Genomic DNA, 18,391 nt, shown 5'->3' with positions numbered 1-18,391 from the left:
CGACTCGTCCAGGCCAGCGTGAAGAAACTCGTCAATAACAACTCGAAGTAACGCAATCAGGATCACGAGACACTAGTTAGTAACTGAACGGATCGGCGCAACCATGGAGGCGCAAGCGAACATGCGTGGACAAGAACTCCTTGCAGTCGCTGTACAGTTCCGCTAGGCCCTTCTCCTCCAACTTTCTGTTGAGGAGATCATACAGATCCAAGAGACGAATCACGTCTCCAACCGCATACTGAAGTTGCTCCTCGCTTAGCGAGTCCGTCAGCCAGTCCGTGAATCGGACCTTCTTGTCCAAGGCAAGGCCAAAATGGCGTGCCATCAGATACTTCAGCGAATACTTCTCTGCCGCTTGCCCAGGGCAGAGAATCTTGGCCGCGATCTTAGTGCAGGCCACGTTACGCGGTTCGACACCCCATGCATGCGCCATGAATGAGAGATCGAACGGAGCATGATGGAACACTTTCTCTACTCGTACATCCGAAAGGAGGCGTGCAAGTAGAGGCGGAATCCTGCCAGCCACTCCGGTGACGATGAATGTTCCGACCTGAGGCGAATGGAGCTGGCATGTCCCAATCATTGCCTCGGTTGGCTCCAGACCGTTCGTCTCAATGTCCCATGCCACACGTCCGCTTTCTGCAAGACGGTGGTAGACATCAAGGGACAGGTCGTGCGCCATCACGCGAACGGGCCCCACAGCAGGAGCGTCACGGGTAGACTTTGGTACTGACATTGAGGACGCCCTCCAAGTCATCCTTGAAGAATTCATAAAGAGATCCGCCCTGACGACAGGTGAACGCCGGGACGGAACCACTACGACTGTCTTTGTGATGGTAGAGGGTGACGATAAATTGCTTGTCTACGCGATAAGCAGTGAAAGCCCTGAAGACAGGAGTTGTATAAACCTCCACTCGGCCGGTGCGATTGTTCCCATCAAGCTGTTTATACCCGTCTATCGCCTCGTTAAGCTTGCTACGAACCTCAGGCTGCGTCATGTTGAAGCGGGTGGAGAGTAGCTTGACGCATGCGTTGTCATTGGGGTCAGGGAGGCACACTCTGATCTTTGCATCATTCTGAGATGCGAGTTGCTGAAGGCGCACGTGATGCGTGTTCCGCCAAGTCGTAGCCCACGCAGCGAAGACGTCAACCTGCTTCGCCGAGCCCAAAGAGGCGTCCCAATCAGCGACCTTGGTGTAGTCAGTACTGATGGACTCAAGGCCCGACACGTAGATGTCGTGCTTCAGCTTGACTACTTCCAGCATCTCTTCGAAGAACGAGCGCCGACCGACCAGATCCCAGATTGTCGCGAGAGCAACCGAAGCAATCAGCAGGCCCCCAATCTGATTGGCGAGGGTTCCCAGCGACTCATGCTTGTCGAACCATGCAACGCCCGACACCCACAGGAGTGCCCCACCTGCAAGTACGGTCACGCCGGCCACGAGCCAGTACTTCAGGTTTGTAACCAAGCGGTACACGTTGGGAGTCGCCATCCATCGCCCTCTCTCATCTCAACAGACGCTATCTGCTGCCACTGACAACGAGGGCAAGCCGCCCCCATGGTGCGGAGCAGACTGTATCGGCGTGTGGTGGAGCGGCTTACGTGGTTGCACCGATCCATGGCCCACGGCTCGGCAGCGACCGGACCGCGCTGATGCCCCTCCTTGGGGCAGGCGTCGGGGGCCAAACGGGGGGCCAAACGAGGCAGCGGCAACAAGACGCTTCTGGACGCTAATGGACGGCAGTGGAGGCCGAGACGCAGGCCGGTGCCCATCGAGCGACGTGACAGGCGGCCTGATCGCGTTCGGGACGAAGAGGTCGTGGGTTCAATCCCGCCACCCCGACAGTGAAGTAACAGGTCAGGGGCCTGATCCAGTGAGTGGATCAGGCCCCTGACGGGTTTCCGGAGATCGTTTGGGAGGAATCTGGGAGAAGATCTTGGTCGGAGGTCTCCCAGGTGATTGCGCCTCTGACAGCTGCTCCGTAGCGAAGGCAGCCCGCAAGCTCTGTGCGTTCGCCAACGGTGCCCCCGGAAGGTCGCAAGAGAGAGGTACGACCGGGCCCACATGCGCGCTATTCCCGCGTCTCGCGGTCCCGCCGATCCGCGTCCTTACGCTGCACCACCCCAGGCTGCTGACCTGTCGAAGCCCCGCTATAGCCTGGGCACATGGCCTTGAGCAGCGATGAACGCGACTTGCTGCAGCTGAACGCCCAGTCTCCCAAGCCGGTAGCGATGTCCGACCACTTCCCGGTCCTCAACCCCGCCGAACCCGGAATGGACGAGAACCACCCCGGTCACTGGTACGGCGTCTCTGCTTCGCTGTGGGCGAAGGGCCTCGTCCACGTCGTCACGCCCGCCGACGGAAGTCACCCCGACCTTGTCGAACCCACGGACGCCGGTCGCGCCGCACCGGCGTGACGTGGGAAGCCAGCGGGCCATAGCCGTCGTTCCGACACCACGCCGGATGCATGACCTGTCTGCCCCTGCGTTCCTCGAACCAGCTGGATGCAGAGGCGGACGAGTCAGTCGCAGGGGCTGGCCGTCGCCATTCACCGCGACGGCCGGTATTCAGCCCACGTCTTGGGCGTCTCAGAGACCTTGACTGCGGTCAACTCGGGGAAACGCTCGATCCAGAGGTCGAAGATCCATGCAGCCAGATTCTCGGCCGACGGAGAGATCCCCCCCCATCGCCTCATTCAGGTGACGGTGGTCGAGGGTGTCGTCCATCCATTTCTTGAAGGTGTCGAGCTCGCGGTAGTCACGGACGAAGCCTGCCTCGGTGAGGTCCTCGCGGCGGGCGGACAGTTCCAGCACGACGACGTAGTTGTGGCCATGCATGCGGGCGCAGGGGTGCCAGCTCGGCAGCCGGTCGAGGACGTGACTGGCCGAGAAGTGGAACTCCTTGGTGATCGTCAGCATGACGGCTCCAGTCTGCCACCAGCTGTCAGAACCCCTCGTCGGTCGTCCGGCCTGGTCACTGGTCGACCCCCTCGCCGTGGAGGATGGCGTTATTGAGGGGGACACGCGTGAGGAACCGGTCGCGCGACAAGTCGTCGGTGACCTGCTCCGCCTTGCGGTCGACCTCTCGCCGGGCCCGCTGGAGGAGTACGGATGCCTCCTCCCGCACGCCCCCGGCGGCCAGCACCACAGCGGAGTGGTACAGAACCTCCTCGGTACGAAGAGCGGGCATGTCCCCGACCTCGTCCAGGATGCGAACGGCCTGTCGGGCCTGCTCCTGGGCTCCGACCGTGTCGCCGTTCTGGAGCAGGATGCGGCTGCGCAGGGAGTGCGCGGCGATCTCGCTACGGATCATGCCGCTGCGCTGGGTCTCGACACAGGTGGCCACAGCCAGGCGGTCCGCCTGATCCAGGAGTTCTCCGGGTTCGTCAGCGGCGAGAAGCAGGATCTCGGCGTACAGATTGCGGACGATGGGGACGAGGTTGGCCAGCCAGGTCCGTTCCGTCTCCGCCCACGCGTCGGCGATCAGTTCCAGGGCTCGGCCGCGCTTCGCCGGCCGCTGGATGAGGAGATGTGCAAGCAACGCCTTGTTGTAGGCGTGCCAGCCGCTGTCGCCCCCGCGGTCGGCTTCGAAGGCGAGAGCTTCGCCCAAGACCTCCTCGGCATCCTCGTACGCACCGAGGCCCATATGCACCTGTGCCAGGTAGTTGAGCGCTATGGGCAGTTCTGCCCTCAGCGGCTCGTCGCGCAGACGCTGAACGCAGCGGCTCAGCCGGGCCTGGGCCTCGCTGAGGTGTCCGCTGTCGTAGAGGGTGATGCCGAGTTGCATCTCTCCCAGGTTGCGAGCGTGCTGGAGCACCGGATCACTGGTGCCGCCGAGTCGTGGGTCGGAGGCGTACATGCGCTCGGCCTCCCGCAGCTGGGCCAGACCGTCGGCCAGCCGTCGCTTGGACACCTGCCGCCCGTATTCGACGCGGGCGACGAAGAGCGGGACCGGATCGCCGTGCTGCTCGGCCAGTTCCACGGCCGCGCGAAGCTTGTCCAGGGACGGCACCAGACCCTGGGTAGCAAGCAGGGTCTTGCCACGCAGGAGCGTCGTACGGATCGCCAACTCGGGGCTGCAACAGCGCCTCGCCGCGGCTTCAGCCTCGGCGGCCAGGGCGTCGATGTCCGGCCCGCCGGCCGGCTGGTGCTGGCCGCGCCAGCGCACCTCCGTCAGGGACAGCAGCAGTTCCACGGCCTGGACGAGCCACTGGTCCCGGCTCTCCTCCTGCTGCGGCAGGTCCCGGACCGCCTTGATCACTTCTTCGCAGTGCCGCTCCGCCTCGGCGAAGGACAACCCCTCCATCGCGGCGTCCCGGGCCAGCCCGTAGTGCACCTCGGCCGAGGCGAGCAGGCACTCGGTTCCGCCGTTGCGGAGATGGCGGGCGATCTCCAGCCGACGTTCCAGTGGCATCCCGTCCAGTGGGCCGGTCGTGAGCGCCACCGCGATACGGGCGTGCCGGGACCGCATCTGCTGAGGGGTCTGCTGGTCGTACACCACGCCCCACAGAGCACTGTGCTCGAACCGATAACAGTCGGATGCGTCCAGTCGCGCCCACCCGGGAGGCTGTATGGGCAGGATGAGCCGGTGCTGGGCGGCGATGAGCCGCAGCCGCTCCATCACCTCGTCGTGGGGTGCTCCCTTGACCTCGGCAACCGTGCGGGACAGGAACGTCTCGCCCTGGGTCGCCCCGATCATGAGCAGTTCGCGATCCAGCTCAGTGAGCAGCCGGAGTCGTTCTTCCACCACCCGCGAGAGACTGCTGGGCAGTTCGACCGTGGGGCCGGCGTCCGGACGCCACTCCTCCAGGCAGAGGGTGACGAAGACGGCGTGGCCGGCGGTCAACCGACTCAGCTGCTCCGACAATGTCGGCGGGGCGTCCGGGCGCCGGGAGCGCACCAACTCGGCGACCGCGTCGTGCGGCAGGCCGCCCAGCACCCGCCGCCGCAGGAGTCCGTCCTTCGCCCAGTCGTGCAGCAGATCCTCGACCATGGATTCCGGGCCATCGACGTAGGCCCCGTCCGTGGTGTGGCTGAGTACCAGGCCGAGCGGCTCGCCGGGCAGCCGCCGCAGCAACCGGTCGAGGACCAGCAAGCTGCTGGGATCGCCGTATTGAATGTCGTCGATGAGCACGACGGTGGGCGGACCCTGCCGAACGAGATCCAGCAGAGCGTCCACGATCTGTGCGGCTGCTCCCTGCTGGAAAGGCAGCAGGCTGTCGAACGGCATCGATCCAGAAGCGAGGGACGCCTCCGCCACTTCCTTGCCCAGGGTGAACAGGGCGCCCAGGCCGGGCACGATCGCGGACAGCACCTCAGGAGCAGAGCGGACAACGCCCTGACCGGTGAAGCTCAGGAGCCGACGGAAGACGCCGGGCTGCTTGACCTCCTGATCCCGGGCCAGCTGAAGGAGCAGTTCGACAATCGTTCCGTAGTGCAGAGCCGTCCCGATCGACGGCTGACACCGCACGGATACGACACGACGGAGGCCCGGCCCGTGAGAGGCGGCGGTCTCCGACTCAAACGCCTGCAGTAGTGCAGACTTCCCCATACCCGAGACGCTGTCGACCACGATCGCCCGGCCACCGCGCCCTTCGGTCACGTCCGCCAGCAGCGAGCGCAGCTCGTCCATGTGCTCCACGCGGTCGACAAACCCGGTCCGCACCACAGCCCCCGTCTCGGTCATCCGTCACGGAACTTCCGTACCCACAGCGTTACTTGCCGCCCACGGTAGATCACGTGAAACGCGTCTCCCAGTCGGCTCGACCGTGTGGGCTGCTGAGGTGGCCAACCACAGACACTGTTTTCGGCCAGCATCGTGGAGTGTGGCGTTCCCGCGCTCAACTTCGGTATGTCGGATGCGACCTGCAGACCTGCCTGAATGCGGGCTTGCCACGCTGTCCTCAAGGGAGCATAGATTGGCTTCAGTTGATCGTCAGGGGGGACAGTGACAGGGCGGGATCTTCGAACGCTGTTCAGCTCGAACGACCGGAGCATCGCCGCCAGTGAGGCGTTCACGAACCGACAGGCGCAGTGGCAGGCGGTGACGGCCTCCCTCGCGGAGCACATACGGCACGTGACCCGTATGGACTTCGATGTGGAAGACCTGGAAGCTCCCCGCCGCAACATCCTCGTCTTCCACGGCGTGGGCGGGATCGGCAAGTCCACTCTGTCCCGCAAGATCGAGGCGTCGCTCGCCCGCAGCGAGCACCGTCCGGTGCAATGGGAGTCGCCGTCCCACCCCGAGGAGCGGACACTGCCGGTCCGCATCGACCTCGCGCGCGCCGCGGGTATGGACTTCGAGCGTGTCATCCTCACCATCCGCCTTGCCTTGGCCGCGCTCGGCCGGCCGATGCCCGCCTTCGACCTCGCCCTGCGCCGTTACTGGGAGCACAACCACCCGGGCGAACCGATCGAGGACTATCTGCGCCGGGGCGGGCTGCTGAGCCGCTTCAGCGCCGCTGCGGCTCTGCCCCAGCAGATGCAGTCCGCCCTCAGCGACGTCGCCCAGGCCCTGCTCCTGCCCGGCACCGTCGGGAGTGCGCTCGGGCACGGGGCCGGAGCGCTCATCAAGGCGTTACGCGAGCGGCGCCAGTCCGTGCGCGCCCTTGCTGGCTGCTCGCGCCTGGCCGATCTCCTGGAGGCCGAGCCGGATCTGGAAGCCCTCAGCTTCTACCCGCACCTTCTCGCCTGGGACTTGGCCCAGCTCCCGGCCGACAAGAGCGTACTGCCTGTGATCCTGCTGGACACCTTCGAGGACACCGGCGACCGCACCCACCGCGACCTCGAGCGTCTGCTCCAGCGCATCGTGTGGCTGATGCCCAACGCGTTCTTCGTCGTCACAGGACGCAATCGCCTTCAGTGGGCGGAGACGACCCTGGAGGGGCAACTCGACTGGACCGGACCGAACGCCTGGCCCGGCCTCGTCCCCGATACGGCGCCGACCGGCTCAGGTGTATCCGGCCGTCAGATCTTGATCGGCGACTTCTCTCCCGAAGACTGCGAGGACTACCTGGTCCGTAGGCTAAGCCGCGACGGGCAACCGCTGATCACCGAACCGGTCCGCCGGATCATCACCGAGCGCTCCCACGGCCTGCCCCTGTACCTGGACCTGTCGGTCATGCGCTACCTCGAACTTCGGCGTGGTAACAGACAGCCGCAGGTCACCGACTTCGACCACGACTTCCCCGCTCTGATCGCCCGCACCCTCAGCGACCTGACCGCTGAGGAACGCCACGTGCTGCGCTCCGTCAGCCTGCTCAACGCGTTCTCCGTGCCCCTGGCCACCCAGGCCGCCGGCATGGACCACGACGCGCCCGCACTACGACTGACCGAGCGCCCTTTCATCCGGGAGTCGTCCTCCGGCGTGTGGCCCTTCCATGTCCACGACCTGATCCGCGCCGCCATTCGCAACGCGGACGACAGCAGTGACGACCGGTGGTCGGAGCAGGACTGGCAGCGCACGGCCCAGCGTGCCTTGCGCGCCCTGGAATCACAGTGGCGCCAGGACCTCCGACGCGACCGCACGGTCCTGGTCGGCTGCCTGCAGCAAGGGCTACTCATCGCACGGGGCTTCCGTCTCGATCTCGGCTGGCTTGCTGATGCCGCATTCCAGTACGTGGGAGATTCCATCTGGGAACCGCTGGCACTCCCTGCCGCCGACGACACGTCGTCAGGCGGCCTGCAGACTGCCGCGGATGCCCTGGTGGAGACGCTCAGCGCCATCGCCCGCCGCCAGCACGAGCACCGTGAGCGTACGGCCAGGCGGCTCTCGGTCGTCCTGGCGTCGGGGCTGCTCCCCGATGAGCTGGTCGAACTGGCCACGTATTACCTGACGAAGGCCCAGCGAGACCTCGGGCTGACCGAGGATTCACGCCGTGGCATGCAGCGCGTTGCTTCCGCCGGCGGTCGGCTCGCCTCCGCCGCTCGGCGCGGCTTGGCGCACCTGAGCCGATTGTCCGGAGACTTCCCGACGGCGGTCGAAGCCGCAGGGCGGCTGGGCTGGGAGGGGCGGCAGCATCGGGTACTGGGAGACGTGTGGTGGGTGCAGGGTGACATGGAGCGGTCGGTGGCCGCGTACCTGGCAGCCCGGAGCGAAGCCGAGGAGCACGGCGTGGTCGGCGAGACCGCCATGGTGCAGGCGCATCTCGCCTTCGCTGTCTCCTTCGCCGACCCGCTTCGGGCCGCTGACGAACTCGACCTGGCGGACCGGCTGCTGTCCCACCTCAGCCTGCGCTCCAGCGAGATGACCGCTCGCACTGCCGTGCTCGTGCGCGATGCCGGGTTCGCCGCAGACGTGCCCGACCGGGCGGCCGTACTGCTCGCCGAAATCGGTGTCTCCGGCATTTCCTACGCCGCCGCGAAACTGCAACTGGCCCTGTGCTTCCACCACGCCGTTCTCGACGCCCAGGGCGACCTCACCACCGCGATCACCCGCCTGCGTGAACTCACGCAGAGCGGCGACTACGCCTACTACGTCGACATCGCGCACTTCATGGCCGACCTTCCGCTCCCCGAGCACACCGCGCGAGCACGGTGGATCGACGGAGAACGACAGACCCGCGAACGATGGCGCCACCTGGTTACCGCACGTCGCAATCACCTCACCACGGCTCGATAGGTCGCATCGGGCAACGTCGGCACGGCGCTGACGGCCCAAGGCCGATGCCGCAGGGCGACGGCGATTGACAGCAGGAAGCTCCGTCTCAAGGGACCTTAGGACCACGGCTCATGGCTGGCCATTACTCAGGATGTCCCCCACGACCACACCCACGCCCTCGCCCCTTCCACACATGCGCAGATCGCTGTTCGACGAGGCGCGACTACGATCGCCGGTCATGGACTGGCTGGAGCGCACCGCGAAGCTGAGGCAGTGGAGCAGGAGCGGGACCCGCGCTCCGCACAAGCCACTGTTGTTCCTGTACGCGCTCGGCCGGTTCCAGCAGGATGCCGATGGTGAACTGCGGTACAGCGCGGTGGAGGAGGATCTGCAGCGCCTGCTGACCGAGTACGGACCGCCCAACAGGACGACGCCCGCCTACCCGTTCCACCATCTGGTGAGCGACGGCGTGTGGGAAGTGCGCACCGACCACGGACCGGGCAGCCCCGGCAGCGGCGTGCGGGAGCTGCGGGCCGTCGGGGCCGCGGGGCGGCTGGCGCCGGAGCTACGGGCGGCGCTGCGGCGAGAGCCGTCGCTGCTCGGCCGGATGGCACGGGCCCTCCTCGACCTGCACTTCCCGCCCTCGCTCCACGGCGAACTGTGCGAAGCCGTCGGCCTGGAGCCGGAGCCGACTCAGACCGAACGGCTTTCGGTCGTGGGGAGGCGGCGGGACCCACGGATGCGGGAGCTGGTCCTGACGGCCTACGAGTACCAGTGCGCCTTCTGCGGCTACGACGGCAGGATCGGCACGGTGCCGGTTGGACTGGAGGCCGCGCACGTGCGCTGGTGGGCGTTCGACGGGCCGGACGACGTCGAAAACGGACTGTGCCTGTGCTCGCTGCACCACAAGCTCTTCGACAAGGGCGTCCTCGGCATCGGCGACGAGCACCGCATCCTGGTCTCGCAGCGCTTCGTCGGGCACAGTCCTGCCGCCCGCGAGCATGTCATAGCGCTCGCCAGCCGCCGGCTCATCGGACCTCAACCGGGCGCCCACCCGATTGCGGCGATCCACCGCTCCTGGCACACCAGCCAGGTCTTCCACGGCAGCCCCCGCCCCGCCTCGGCCGCCTGATCGCCGAGAGTCGATCACGTGACCCACTGGTAAGGAGTGCGATACCAGGAGTATGGTCGCTTGTATGGCGACAAAGAAGGTAACCGTGACGATTCCCGAGGATCTCCTGGACGAGATCCGCGCGGACGCGGCAGAGCGGGGTCTGTCGGCGTACGTCGCCGAGGCTCTGCGCTTCAAGCGCGACCGGGACCGGCTCCGGGAACTGGCCAACTGGCTACAGGAGGAGCACGGCCCCGTCACTGAGGACGAGCATGCGGCAGCGCTCGACGAGTTGGAGGAACTCGACGCCGAACACGAGCGGCGCCGCGCCTCCGGAAAGCACAACGCCGGAGAGGCTGCGTGAAGAAGCGAGCCGGTGAGCACGGGCAGAGGCCACTCCGCGTCTTCGTCCTGGATTGTGAAGCCCTCTCCCTGGCCGTGCGCGGCGACCGGAAGATGATCGCCTGGCTCGACCTCGCGGCACGCGGTGAGGCCGAAGTCGTGACGTCCCCGATGACCCTGGTCGAGGCGTATGACGGCAGGACGACCGAACAGCGCTGGGACTGGGTACTGTCCCGGCTCCAGGTCGCCGACATCGGGAAGGACGAGGCCCGCCAGGCACGCCGACTCCTGGCCGACGCCAAGTTGCACGGCCACAAGTACGCGATCGACGCAGTGCTCGCCGTCATCGCGCATCAGCAGAAGGGACAGGTCACCGTCTTCACTTCGGACGTCGACGACCTGGAGAAGCTGGTCCCCGACACGATCGTCGTCAAGAAGGTGTGACCCGACCTGCATCCCTCCAGTACCCAGCTCCCTCGCAGTCCAGAATGCTAATGATGCATTGCCGACGGTGAGTCTCGTGGGAGCACGGGCGAAGCGGCCCACGCGCCCGGTCGACTGCTCTGACATCAAGGCCCGTGCTCTCGCGACAGGCTGATGCCACATCGATTCCAGATGATCGATAATGCGATCGGCAGGGGCCCCCTCAAACCACTGCGAGACCACCAGGGACGTCCGTTCAGCTCGAACGGGCGCTGCCCAGCCAGAGGAGGTCGCGCGCTCGTGTCAGTTCGCCGAGCCCAGGCCGTGCCACGAAGCGCCACAGCGCGAGGGGGCCCGTAGCGGCGTCCAGGAGCGCCTGTGTCACGACCCAGCCGATCAGCCGTGTCCCCCGCTTGGCGACGGGCGCGTCGGTCACCCGCAGTTCGTTGTACAGGGGCGTCATCACGTGCGGGCGCACAGTCAGCCGTAGTTCGCCCGCCTCCAGCGCAGCGTGCACGAACACGCTGACCACAATCTGACCGTCCCAACTGACACACTGCGCCCGCAGATACAGCCGGTCCGGCACGCTGGACGGCGACCGGCGCCCCCGGCCGCGCAGGTCCGGCAGCTCCAGCTCCGCCACGCGGGTGCGGCGCAGCCACAGCGCCGACGGCAGACCGAGCACCTGCGTGACGGAAAAGCCGGGCAGCGGATCGGTGATCTCCCGGGCCCCCCGTCCCAGCTCCCGCAGCGCCGCACCCATCCGCCGCAACAGCTCCGCCTCCCCGAACGACTTGACCGACTCCTCTGGATCCTTCGGCTTCAAGGGGATGTCGATGTCGGCGGATCCCCACACATGGCGCCCGGCTCCCACGAAGTACTCGGGCTCGTCGTACGGCAGCTCCCGCCTCGCCTGTTCGTTGCCTATGTGCGTCATCCGGTGCCCACCCCTGGCGGCGGCCCAGGGCAGCCGATCGGACGACACGCCCTCCCGAACGAACCGGGCCAGCGCCGCCCGCGCCGCGAGCCGATCACCGATGCACACCAGCGCGGTTCCGGCCAGCAGTGCGAACGGCAACAGGACAAGCCCGATCCGCAGGGCGACGACCTCGCCACCGACCGGCTCGTACGGAACGACCGCGAGCACCCACGGGACCCACAACACGAGATACGCCGTCCGGGGCGACCCGGCCAGCCGCGACGTCTTGCCCTTGTGTAACGCCCGGTACGCGGTCCACCGCATCAAGAGAGCCACCAGCACGGCCACTCCCCAGACGACGGCTGCCCGGGGTACCGCGTACGCCGCAAGGACCACCAGGAACAGCACTGCCATGCGCCGAACCCACCGACGCCGCCGTGCGCGCAGACTGTGCGCCACTACGGGGACGAGGTCGAATCCGTACGACGGAACAGGCAGCGGCGGCCCATGCAGCACACCTTCGACGACGTACTGGCCCGCCACTCCGCCCCGCAGCAGATACTGCTCGGTCTCACGCTGCACCTGCGTAGGCGCCTGGGCGGCGGACCCGACCTTCGTGGAAGCTGGGCCGAGATCATGCTGGCCCGGCCCGAGTGCCCTCCGGAGCTGCTCCGGCTGCTGCCTGCCTGGTCAGCGCTGAAGGCCCGCGGCCCGCGCTACGACACCACTCATCCCGAAGTCGCCGCCTACGTCACCGAGGCGCTCGGAGACAGTGACGCGGCGTGGCAGCGGTTCGCGGCGAGCCCCATGTCGCACGCCGGCCCGGGCGCCCGGCATCGGCTCGGCGACCTCCTCGACGCGGCAGTCGAGGGGACCGCGTGGCCGACGCCTCCGCCGGGACGATGACAGCACCATGCCGATCAGTCTCAGCCTCGTGGACATGAACCCCGAGCGCCTCGCCAAGTACGTGGGCTCATTCGGGACGAAGAGGTCGTGGGTTCAAATCCCGCCACCCCGACAGTGAAGTACCAGGTCAGGGGCCTGATCCACTTGGTGGATCAGGCCCCTGAGTGGTTTCTGGAGAGCGCCGGGGAGCCGTGGCGTTTCGCGCCCGCCACGTCCACTTGTGGCAGTGGGCGGACCACAGGCGTCCCGGGTCTTACTGAGCGGAGGGCGTCACTGTGCCGCCGCCTCGGGTTCGTCCGCTGCTGACGGGTGGATGTATCTGCCGTCGTGGAATGGGGTGAACCATGAGCTGAAGGGCGCGGGTGCGACTCCGAGGGCGGTGCCTGTGGGGGGTTCGTCGGTTTCGTCTGTCGAGTCGTCGTAGAGCCACTCGTGGTCCATGTCGTCGTAGACGTTGTCGGTGAAGGCGTCGAGGGCGGTCGAGACGTCGTCGTCCAGGAGTTCGTGGAGTTCCAGGGCCGTGGTCGCCTGGCTCAGGAGGAATCTGAGGGCGAGTTCTTCCGCGACGCAGCTGAGGCGTTGGAAGCTTCCGTCGGTGAAGCGGGTGGTCAGGGCGATCACGGTTACCAGGAAGCGGCGGGCGAAGTGGGCGTCGTACTGGAGCGCGTAGCGGTCGGGGAGGCGTTCCAGGTGCCACAAGGGGCCCTCGCATTCCGCGACGGTTGCTTCTTCCTGTGTCAGGACCTGTACGTCTTCGAAGAGTTCGTCCACCAGGAGGTCGGTCGCGTAGACCAGGGCGCCGGCGGCGAGTCTGGCGCTTGCCGGTGGGACGGTGGATTCGTCGTTGTCGGCTTCCCGCTCGGCGTCCTCGTCCTTGAGTACGCCGAACATGGTCAGAGGGAACGAGCGCAGTTCGTCCGCCAGCCCCAGCATCTGGCTTCGCACAGTGGCGGCTTTGGTCGGTTCGGCGTCGTAGGCCCGGCCAGTGCTGTCTTCGGTTGTTGGGCTCTCGGTGTGGCGGGCCTTGCGGGCGGCCGGGTCCGCGGGCGGGGCGTGAGGGCCTTCCGCCGCGTCGAGGCTCTTCTTGGCCAGGTCCTGGTGCAGCTCGACCTCGCACCGCTCGATCGTCCAGTCGGCCAACAGCTCGGTGCGTTCCAGTAGTTCGTCCACGAGTGCCTGCACCGAGTCCTCGGCGAACTCCAGTGCCGGTGCGTCCACGATGACCTTCAGAAGGGCGCCGCCGGGATGGACGGACACGATGGTGTCGAGCAGATCTACTTGCACTCCGTCGGGGCCCTCGACGGCCCTGACGGAGTCGAATCCGTCCTCGATGAGTGCCACGGCGCCGGCGCGCTGAAGCGGGTCCATCTCCGGAGTGTCCTCCGGGATGCTGGTGTCCACGGTCACTACGTACGTCACGGGTCCGAGCCTGGCAGGAAGATGCGCCTCGCGCGACGGAATGACCACGTCCGCTCAGCGGACTTGGCCGGTGCGACCTGCGTTGACAGCACGAGCGCCCCGCCCCGCCCCCGCCGGTGGGCGTTGCGAGGCGGCAACGCTGGTGCAGCGTTCAAGTTTTCCGGCGTGCGGCTCCCGGTGATCCGCTCTACGTTGAGAAGGGCCGGTGTCTTCGCTGGAGAGCGGGATGTGGGCGGGATGACCACTGGGAAAGCTTTCAACGTCGGAGAAGACGCGAGAAGACCCAGAGGGAAAGCGGTCCTTCTTATTCTTTTGTGGGTTGCTTCGCGCATGCTTCCGCGTCTGCCGACGCCGGGTCGGTCGCATCACGATGACGGTGACGGTGACGGTGATGGGGCGGGGCAGCGGGGGCGGGGGCGGGCGGAACGTCTCCGTGAGCGGGGCAAGGAGCTGTTCAGAGAGCACAGAACTGCCTGGCGTGAGCGCGCCGGCGCTCGGATTCTCTTTCTGAGAGAACAAGCGGGCATTGAGGCATGTCGAGCGGGGAGGGACTCCGCCGATGAATGCCAGCGTGAGAAGACACTGGACGGGATCAGGCAGCATCTGGAAGAGGCAGCCCGTGGTACCTATCACCGGCGCCGTCTCTTCTCGGGAGCGGCTGCTCTTGAGCGGACCTGGGCCAATGTGCGTGCAGCCGATGTCATGCTGCTCTCTCTGTGCTCGGACGAAGATCTGATGGGCCGAAGTATTGACGTCCTGAGGAAGACCGAACAACATCTCGACAAGGACGACCCACTTCGAGTGAAGGTCAAGGAGGTCGCGGAGCGCATAGGGGAACGAGGGGTTCAGCCAGGAGACCGCGTCCTCTTGATGGATGCCCTGGATACGGCGTATGACGCGCTGGATGCTGAATACAGTCGAGTGCGCAGCCTCAGTGGGATATTGCGGATTGCGACCTTCTTCGTGCTGCTGGGTGCCGGTGGGCTCGCCGTTTGGGGGTGGTTCTGCCCCGACTCGCTCAACATGTGCTTCCTGCCCGAGGGGAAGAAATTCGCCGCGTGCCCTTCCGGGGAGGTTCACCTGAAGGACGGAAATGTCGCAAGTGACTACGCGCAGAGAGTCGACGTGCTTGTCATCGAGGCGGCAGGGCTGGCTGGGGCCGCTCTGACGGTCATCGCGTCGCTGCGCTCGATCCAAGGAACGAGCTCTCCCTACATGCTGCCTCTCTCGGCTGCCTTGTTGAAATTTCCCACCGGGGCTCTGACAGCGTTTGTGGGAGTGCTGCTCATACGGGGTGCGTTCATCCCCGGATTGAGCGATTTGGACTCCAGTGCGCAAATCATCGCCTGGGCCGTGATATTCGGTGCTGCCCAGCATCTGGTGACGCGGTTTGTCGACGAACGGGCCCGTGTGACTCTTTCGGATGTCGGACGCCCGCCCAGCGAATCGGAATCAAACCTTCCGAAGAAGGGGTAGCTTTTCTCCGTGCGGGGCTCGTGTTCCGGGCCGGGGGTGTGCTGGAGCGGTTCCCCGGTACACGGGGTGGCGGCTCGTCCCGAAGCGTCGCCCCGGCTGCCGCGGGACGGAGAACGGTGATCAGCGATGGCATGGCCGACGTGCTGCCGTCGCTGCGGCTGGGCGGGGCGGCGATCCGAGGCAGGCGTGTGCGCGGGCGCTGCGGGTCGAGGGAGCCGCGCTGTCGCTGCTCATCGGTGACCGGCGGACGGCACGGCCGGTGTGGTGTCATCCCGAGCTGAGCGCGCAGTTCGAGGAACTCCAGTACCAGCCGCGCCCTGTTCTGAACAGGCCAAGAGTGTGCCGGCGGAGCGCCGAAACACCCCCGTCAACGACGCCTTCGCCGCGTTCCGGCCGTACGCGCGCGCCGCCCGTCATCTGCGTCTGTCGGACCTCGCCGTACGGATCGTCTCGGACGACTACGACACCGCGCGGGGAGCAGGGCGGCTGAGCGTCCTGGAGCGGTTCCTTCCGCCTGTTCGGGGAGTAGCGTGAACCCATCGGGAGTATTTCGCGCACCGGCCCCGATGCCGGTGTCGTTCCCGGTGAGCAACGGCGCCGGGCAACTGCCCACCCGCAAGGGCCCGGAGACAGGTTCGCGCGATGTCCGCGACCACCCCCCGTCCCCCGCTGCGGTCCGTGCCCTTCAGGGAGCCGACCGCGCGTCTCGCGCTCAAAGCCGTGAGCCCTTCCGGAGTGCCTGCCGAGCTGGACGGCGCCTGGTGGCCTCGTTCACGTGACCTGACGAGCGAACTCTCCACTCTGGCGGACGTGCTGGATCCGCTCTGGGGACGGATCACGCGGATCGCCGTCAACCCGAGGTACTGGCCGATCATCCCGCCCAAGGTCTTCGTCAACGGCCATGGGGTGAAGGTCGGTTGGTTCACCTCGGAGCTGGATCCGCACAAGATCCTGCTGCTGTCCTACACCGCGGGCCGCTGGGACCTCCTGGTGATCCCCCCGGAGACCGGCGCCGCCGCGGCCGCCCGGCTGATGGCCGCCGCGAGCGGGACCACCGACCCGGCGATGACCGCGAGCGCGCTCATGGCTGCGGAACCGGCCGACGAGACCTGCCCGAGGGACGAGACGTACGAGGCATACGGCGCCTACGGGGCCTACGAGGCGTACGGGGCCACCGGCCGGCCGCCTCGGCTGATCATGGTGATGTGATCAGATTTGGTGGCCCACCGCTGCTGCTGCCGCCGCCGCCATCAGCGCTTCGGCCGCCTCCGCGGTCGTATCCGGAGGTATGACCAGCAGATCCCAGCGCCCCCGCCCCGGCGCGAGGAGGACGACGGTGTGCGGGGCGGACGCCGTCACGGTCCTGTGCAGTCCCACGACCTGGTTGGAGACGAGCATCCGGCCAGGCGCCGCCGACCACTTCGCCCCGTTGACCGTGACGCTGGTGATGTGGCCCCACGCCCGCGGCAACCCGGCGAGCAGCCGCGGGAGTTCGGCGAGCAGGTCGTAGGAGCGGGGCCACCACGCCCCGTCGATGGGCCGGGGCAGGACGCCGTGGGGTACCAGGCGCAGGCGGAGCACGGGGTGGGAGGGGATCGGGGGCTGCAGTGCGGTGGTCATGGAGGCTCCTGGTGACGTTCGACTGCCGTGCTGAAGTGGGAGGGCCTGGTCAGGCGCGACCGGCGGCGATCCGGTCCGGGGTCGGCCGGCGCACGTCGTGCACCCGGTCGAGGCGTTCGAGGAGGCGTGTGACCGCGGCCGACGGTTCCAGCCGACCGCCGTCCACGCCGTGGCGGGCGCTCGTGCGGTCGGCGTGTGGTGGCGTACGACGATCGCCGCTGTCACCGTGACGGGGAACGTTCCGTCGTAGGACGGAATCACCGTCGTGGGCGAGGGAGAACGGGGCGCCATGCGGAGCTCCTCGGCCTGGATGCGGATGGCGCGGCCGGGGTCACGGGCTGCCCCTGTAAGAAGGGTGCTGTGCGGTGGAGAAACGGGCGGTGGGCTCGTACGAAGAGTCCTCGCCTTGTTCACCGTACTCCCGCACCGTGTAATAACAGCCTCCGCGCAGGGAACCGCGTTGACACGGGCCGACGCCGGACGTTGACTGGCGGCACGGCGCAGAGCCATGCCGCTCCGGAACACCCGGCACCGCACCACACACAGGAAAGCGGCACACATGATGTACGACCAGACACGCGCCCAGCAGCCCGCGGACCAGCCCCGGGGCGTCGCCGGACGCCGCGCCACGGGGCCGGAGCCGCTGGTCCCGGCGGACGAGCGGGAGCAGATCGCCACGCGCCTCGGGCATGCCGTCAACGCCTTCGCCGACACCCCGCGTGAGGCGCTGGAGCAGGCCGAGGGCGCGTTCGACGAAGCCACCGCCCAGCTCGTGAACTCCCTCGCCGAACTGCGGCGGGTCCTTCGCGAGAACTGGCAGGACCGGGACCCGGAGGCTGAGGGGGAGTCGACCGAGCTCCGTCTGGCGCTGCGGCAGTACCGGGAGCTCACCCAGCGGCTGCTGCGCCTCTAAGACCGTCCGTGACCGTACGTGACCGTCCGGACGTCCGGGCAGGTCAGATGGTGATCCGGGCACGGCGGCCTGCCGCGCGAAGCGATCGGGCTCCGGGCACACCGTGACCAAGGCCGTGCTGTGCCGACGTGTGGCGGACGGCCCACCAGGCCATTCGCGCCTGTCTCGCCGAGGCGGGTCCGGACACCGGGCGGACCGTCGTCGCCGTGGGAGTGGCCGGGCACGGCGACGGCCTGTACGCCGTCGAGGAGCGGGCCGGCCGGTTCGGGCCGCGATCGTGGCGATGGACACGCGCGCCGAATTGGTGCCGGAGGGGTGGCGGGGCACGCCGGTCTGTCTGGTCGCGTGCCCCGGCGTTGTCGGGCACGGTGCCCTTCGCGGGGTCCCCGGCCGCCCTGCCGGCCTGGCTGGACCGCCACGAGCCGGGGTGGTTCGGCGGGTACTGAGGCGGGCGCAAAGCCCCGCCCGTCCGCCGTCTAGGGCCTGTCCGGCGGATCAGGTCCAGGAAATCGACGGTGCCTGATCGACGCCGGTGAGCGGGGCATGGTGCGTCGGGCTGCAAGGCGGAGGAGGGCGTCGATGCGGTGGGGGTCCCCCCGCTCGAGCGAAGTCGAGAGTGGGGGAATCGGCAACCGACGACAACGCCGCAGATCGGCGCCCGC

16 protein-coding genes and 1 pseudogene are annotated in these 18,391 nt (G+C 67.4%); 10 read left to right on the top strand and 7 right to left on the bottom strand.

Translation table 11 applies throughout. The features are described from left to right. Positions 1–76 precede the first annotated feature (76 nt). Together AC5P09_RS48445 and AC5P09_RS48440 are read right to left on the bottom strand one after the other, a co-directional pair. Positions 77–682 carry a ribonuclease D gene (locus AC5P09_RS48445; RefSeq protein WP_493880058.1) on the bottom strand — a complete coding sequence of 202 codons (606 nt, stop codon included), beginning with the start codon at positions 680–682 and terminating at the stop codon, positions 77–79. 28 nt (positions 683–710) lie between these two features. Next, complete coding sequence (locus tag AC5P09_RS48440; protein ID WP_493880057.1) at positions 711–1,493, bottom strand: hypothetical protein; 783 nt, start codon at positions 1,491–1,493, stop codon at positions 711–713. Between the two features lie 674 nt (positions 1,494–2,167). Between AC5P09_RS48440 and AC5P09_RS48435 the strand changes: the two genes are divergently transcribed. Then, positions 2,168–2,419, top strand: coding sequence for a hypothetical protein (locus tag AC5P09_RS48435; protein WP_493880056.1), 252 nt, complete (start codon positions 2,168–2,170; stop codon positions 2,417–2,419). Positions 2,420–2,550: 131 nt separating this feature from the next. On the opposite strand, the pseudogene AC5P09_RS48430 reads toward AC5P09_RS48435, so the two are convergent. After that, positions 2,551–2,920, bottom strand: a pseudogene (locus AC5P09_RS48430) (6-pyruvoyl trahydropterin synthase family protein). A 55-nt stretch (positions 2,921–2,975) separates the two neighbouring features. After that, a complete protein-coding gene (locus tag AC5P09_RS48425) occupies positions 2,976–5,687 on the bottom strand; it encodes an AAA family ATPase (protein WP_493880055.1) in 2,712 nt (903 codons plus the stop codon). Between the two features lie 261 nt (positions 5,688–5,948). Between AC5P09_RS48425 and AC5P09_RS48420 the strand changes: the two genes are divergently transcribed. The 4 genes from AC5P09_RS48420 (at position 5,949) to AC5P09_RS48405 (ending at position 10,497) form a co-directional block, all read left to right on the top strand. Continuing rightward, on the top strand, positions 5,949–8,621 hold the full coding sequence (locus AC5P09_RS48420) for an ATP/GTP-binding protein (protein ID WP_493880054.1): 2,673 nt from the start codon (positions 5,949–5,951) through the stop codon (positions 8,619–8,621). A gap of 217 nt (positions 8,622–8,838) precedes the next feature. After that, entirely contained in the window at positions 8,839–9,732 is an 894-nt protein-coding gene (locus AC5P09_RS48415; protein ID WP_493880059.1) for a phosphorothioated DNA-binding restriction endonuclease, read from the top strand. A gap of 64 nt (positions 9,733–9,796) precedes the next feature. Further along, positions 9,797–10,075: a ribbon-helix-helix domain-containing protein gene (locus AC5P09_RS48410; protein WP_493880053.1), complete on the top strand. Its 279-nt coding sequence runs from the start codon at positions 9,797–9,799 to the stop codon at positions 10,073–10,075. Continuing rightward, positions 10,072–10,497, top strand: coding sequence for a PIN domain-containing protein (locus AC5P09_RS48405; RefSeq protein ID WP_493880052.1), 426 nt, complete (start codon positions 10,072–10,074; stop codon positions 10,495–10,497). The genes AC5P09_RS48410 and AC5P09_RS48405 overlap by 4 nt, the downstream gene beginning before the upstream one ends. Positions 10,498–10,732: 235 nt before the next feature. On the opposite strand, the gene AC5P09_RS48400 is transcribed toward AC5P09_RS48405, so the two are convergent. Further along, the gene (locus AC5P09_RS48400; protein WP_493880051.1) at positions 10,733–11,809 is read right to left on the bottom strand and encodes an AbeC-like domain-containing protein; all 1,077 of its coding nucleotides are present in this window, start codon (positions 11,807–11,809) and stop codon (positions 10,733–10,735) included. Between the two features lie 93 nt (positions 11,810–11,902). Here AC5P09_RS48400 and AC5P09_RS48395 point away from each other — a divergent pair, with 93 nt between their 5' ends. After that, a complete protein-coding gene (locus AC5P09_RS48395; RefSeq protein WP_493880050.1) occupies positions 11,903–12,301 on the top strand; it encodes a hypothetical protein in 399 nt (132 codons plus the stop codon). A gap of 270 nt (positions 12,302–12,571) precedes the next feature. On the opposite strand, the gene AC5P09_RS48390 is transcribed toward AC5P09_RS48395, so the two are convergent. Next, positions 12,572–13,720: a hypothetical protein gene (locus AC5P09_RS48390; RefSeq protein ID WP_493880049.1), complete on the bottom strand. Its 1,149-nt coding sequence runs from the start codon at positions 13,718–13,720 to the stop codon at positions 12,572–12,574. Between the two features lie 237 nt (positions 13,721–13,957). Here AC5P09_RS48390 and AC5P09_RS48385 point away from each other — a divergent pair, with 237 nt between their 5' ends. The 3 genes from AC5P09_RS48385 (at position 13,958) to AC5P09_RS48375 (ending at position 16,405) form a co-directional block, all read left to right on the top strand. Next, entirely contained in the window at positions 13,958–15,196 is a 1,239-nt protein-coding gene (locus AC5P09_RS48385; protein ID WP_493880048.1) for a hypothetical protein, read from the top strand. Between the two features lie 339 nt (positions 15,197–15,535). Continuing rightward, on the top strand, positions 15,536–15,730 hold the full coding sequence (locus AC5P09_RS48380; protein ID WP_493880047.1) for a hypothetical protein: 195 nt from the start codon (positions 15,536–15,538) through the stop codon (positions 15,728–15,730). Between the two features lie 108 nt (positions 15,731–15,838). Continuing rightward, on the top strand, positions 15,839–16,405 hold the full coding sequence (locus AC5P09_RS48375; RefSeq protein WP_493880046.1) for a DUF5994 family protein: 567 nt from the start codon (positions 15,839–15,841) through the stop codon (positions 16,403–16,405). Here the strand turns inward: AC5P09_RS48375 and AC5P09_RS48370 are convergent, their stop codons facing one another. Then, positions 16,406–16,816, bottom strand: coding sequence for a DUF5994 family protein (locus tag AC5P09_RS48370; RefSeq protein WP_493880045.1), 411 nt, complete (start codon positions 16,814–16,816; stop codon positions 16,406–16,408). Positions 16,817–17,375: 559 nt separating this feature from the next. On the opposite strand from AC5P09_RS48370, the gene AC5P09_RS48365 reads away from it, so the two are divergent. Further along, complete coding sequence (locus AC5P09_RS48365; protein WP_266436114.1) at positions 17,376–17,729, top strand: response regulator; 354 nt, start codon at positions 17,376–17,378, stop codon at positions 17,727–17,729. Positions 17,730–18,391: the final 662 nt, after the last annotated feature.

This window comes from Streptomyces sp. a15 (assembly GCF_059026085.1).
This window is presented reverse-complemented; position numbering and strand designations above follow the sequence as displayed.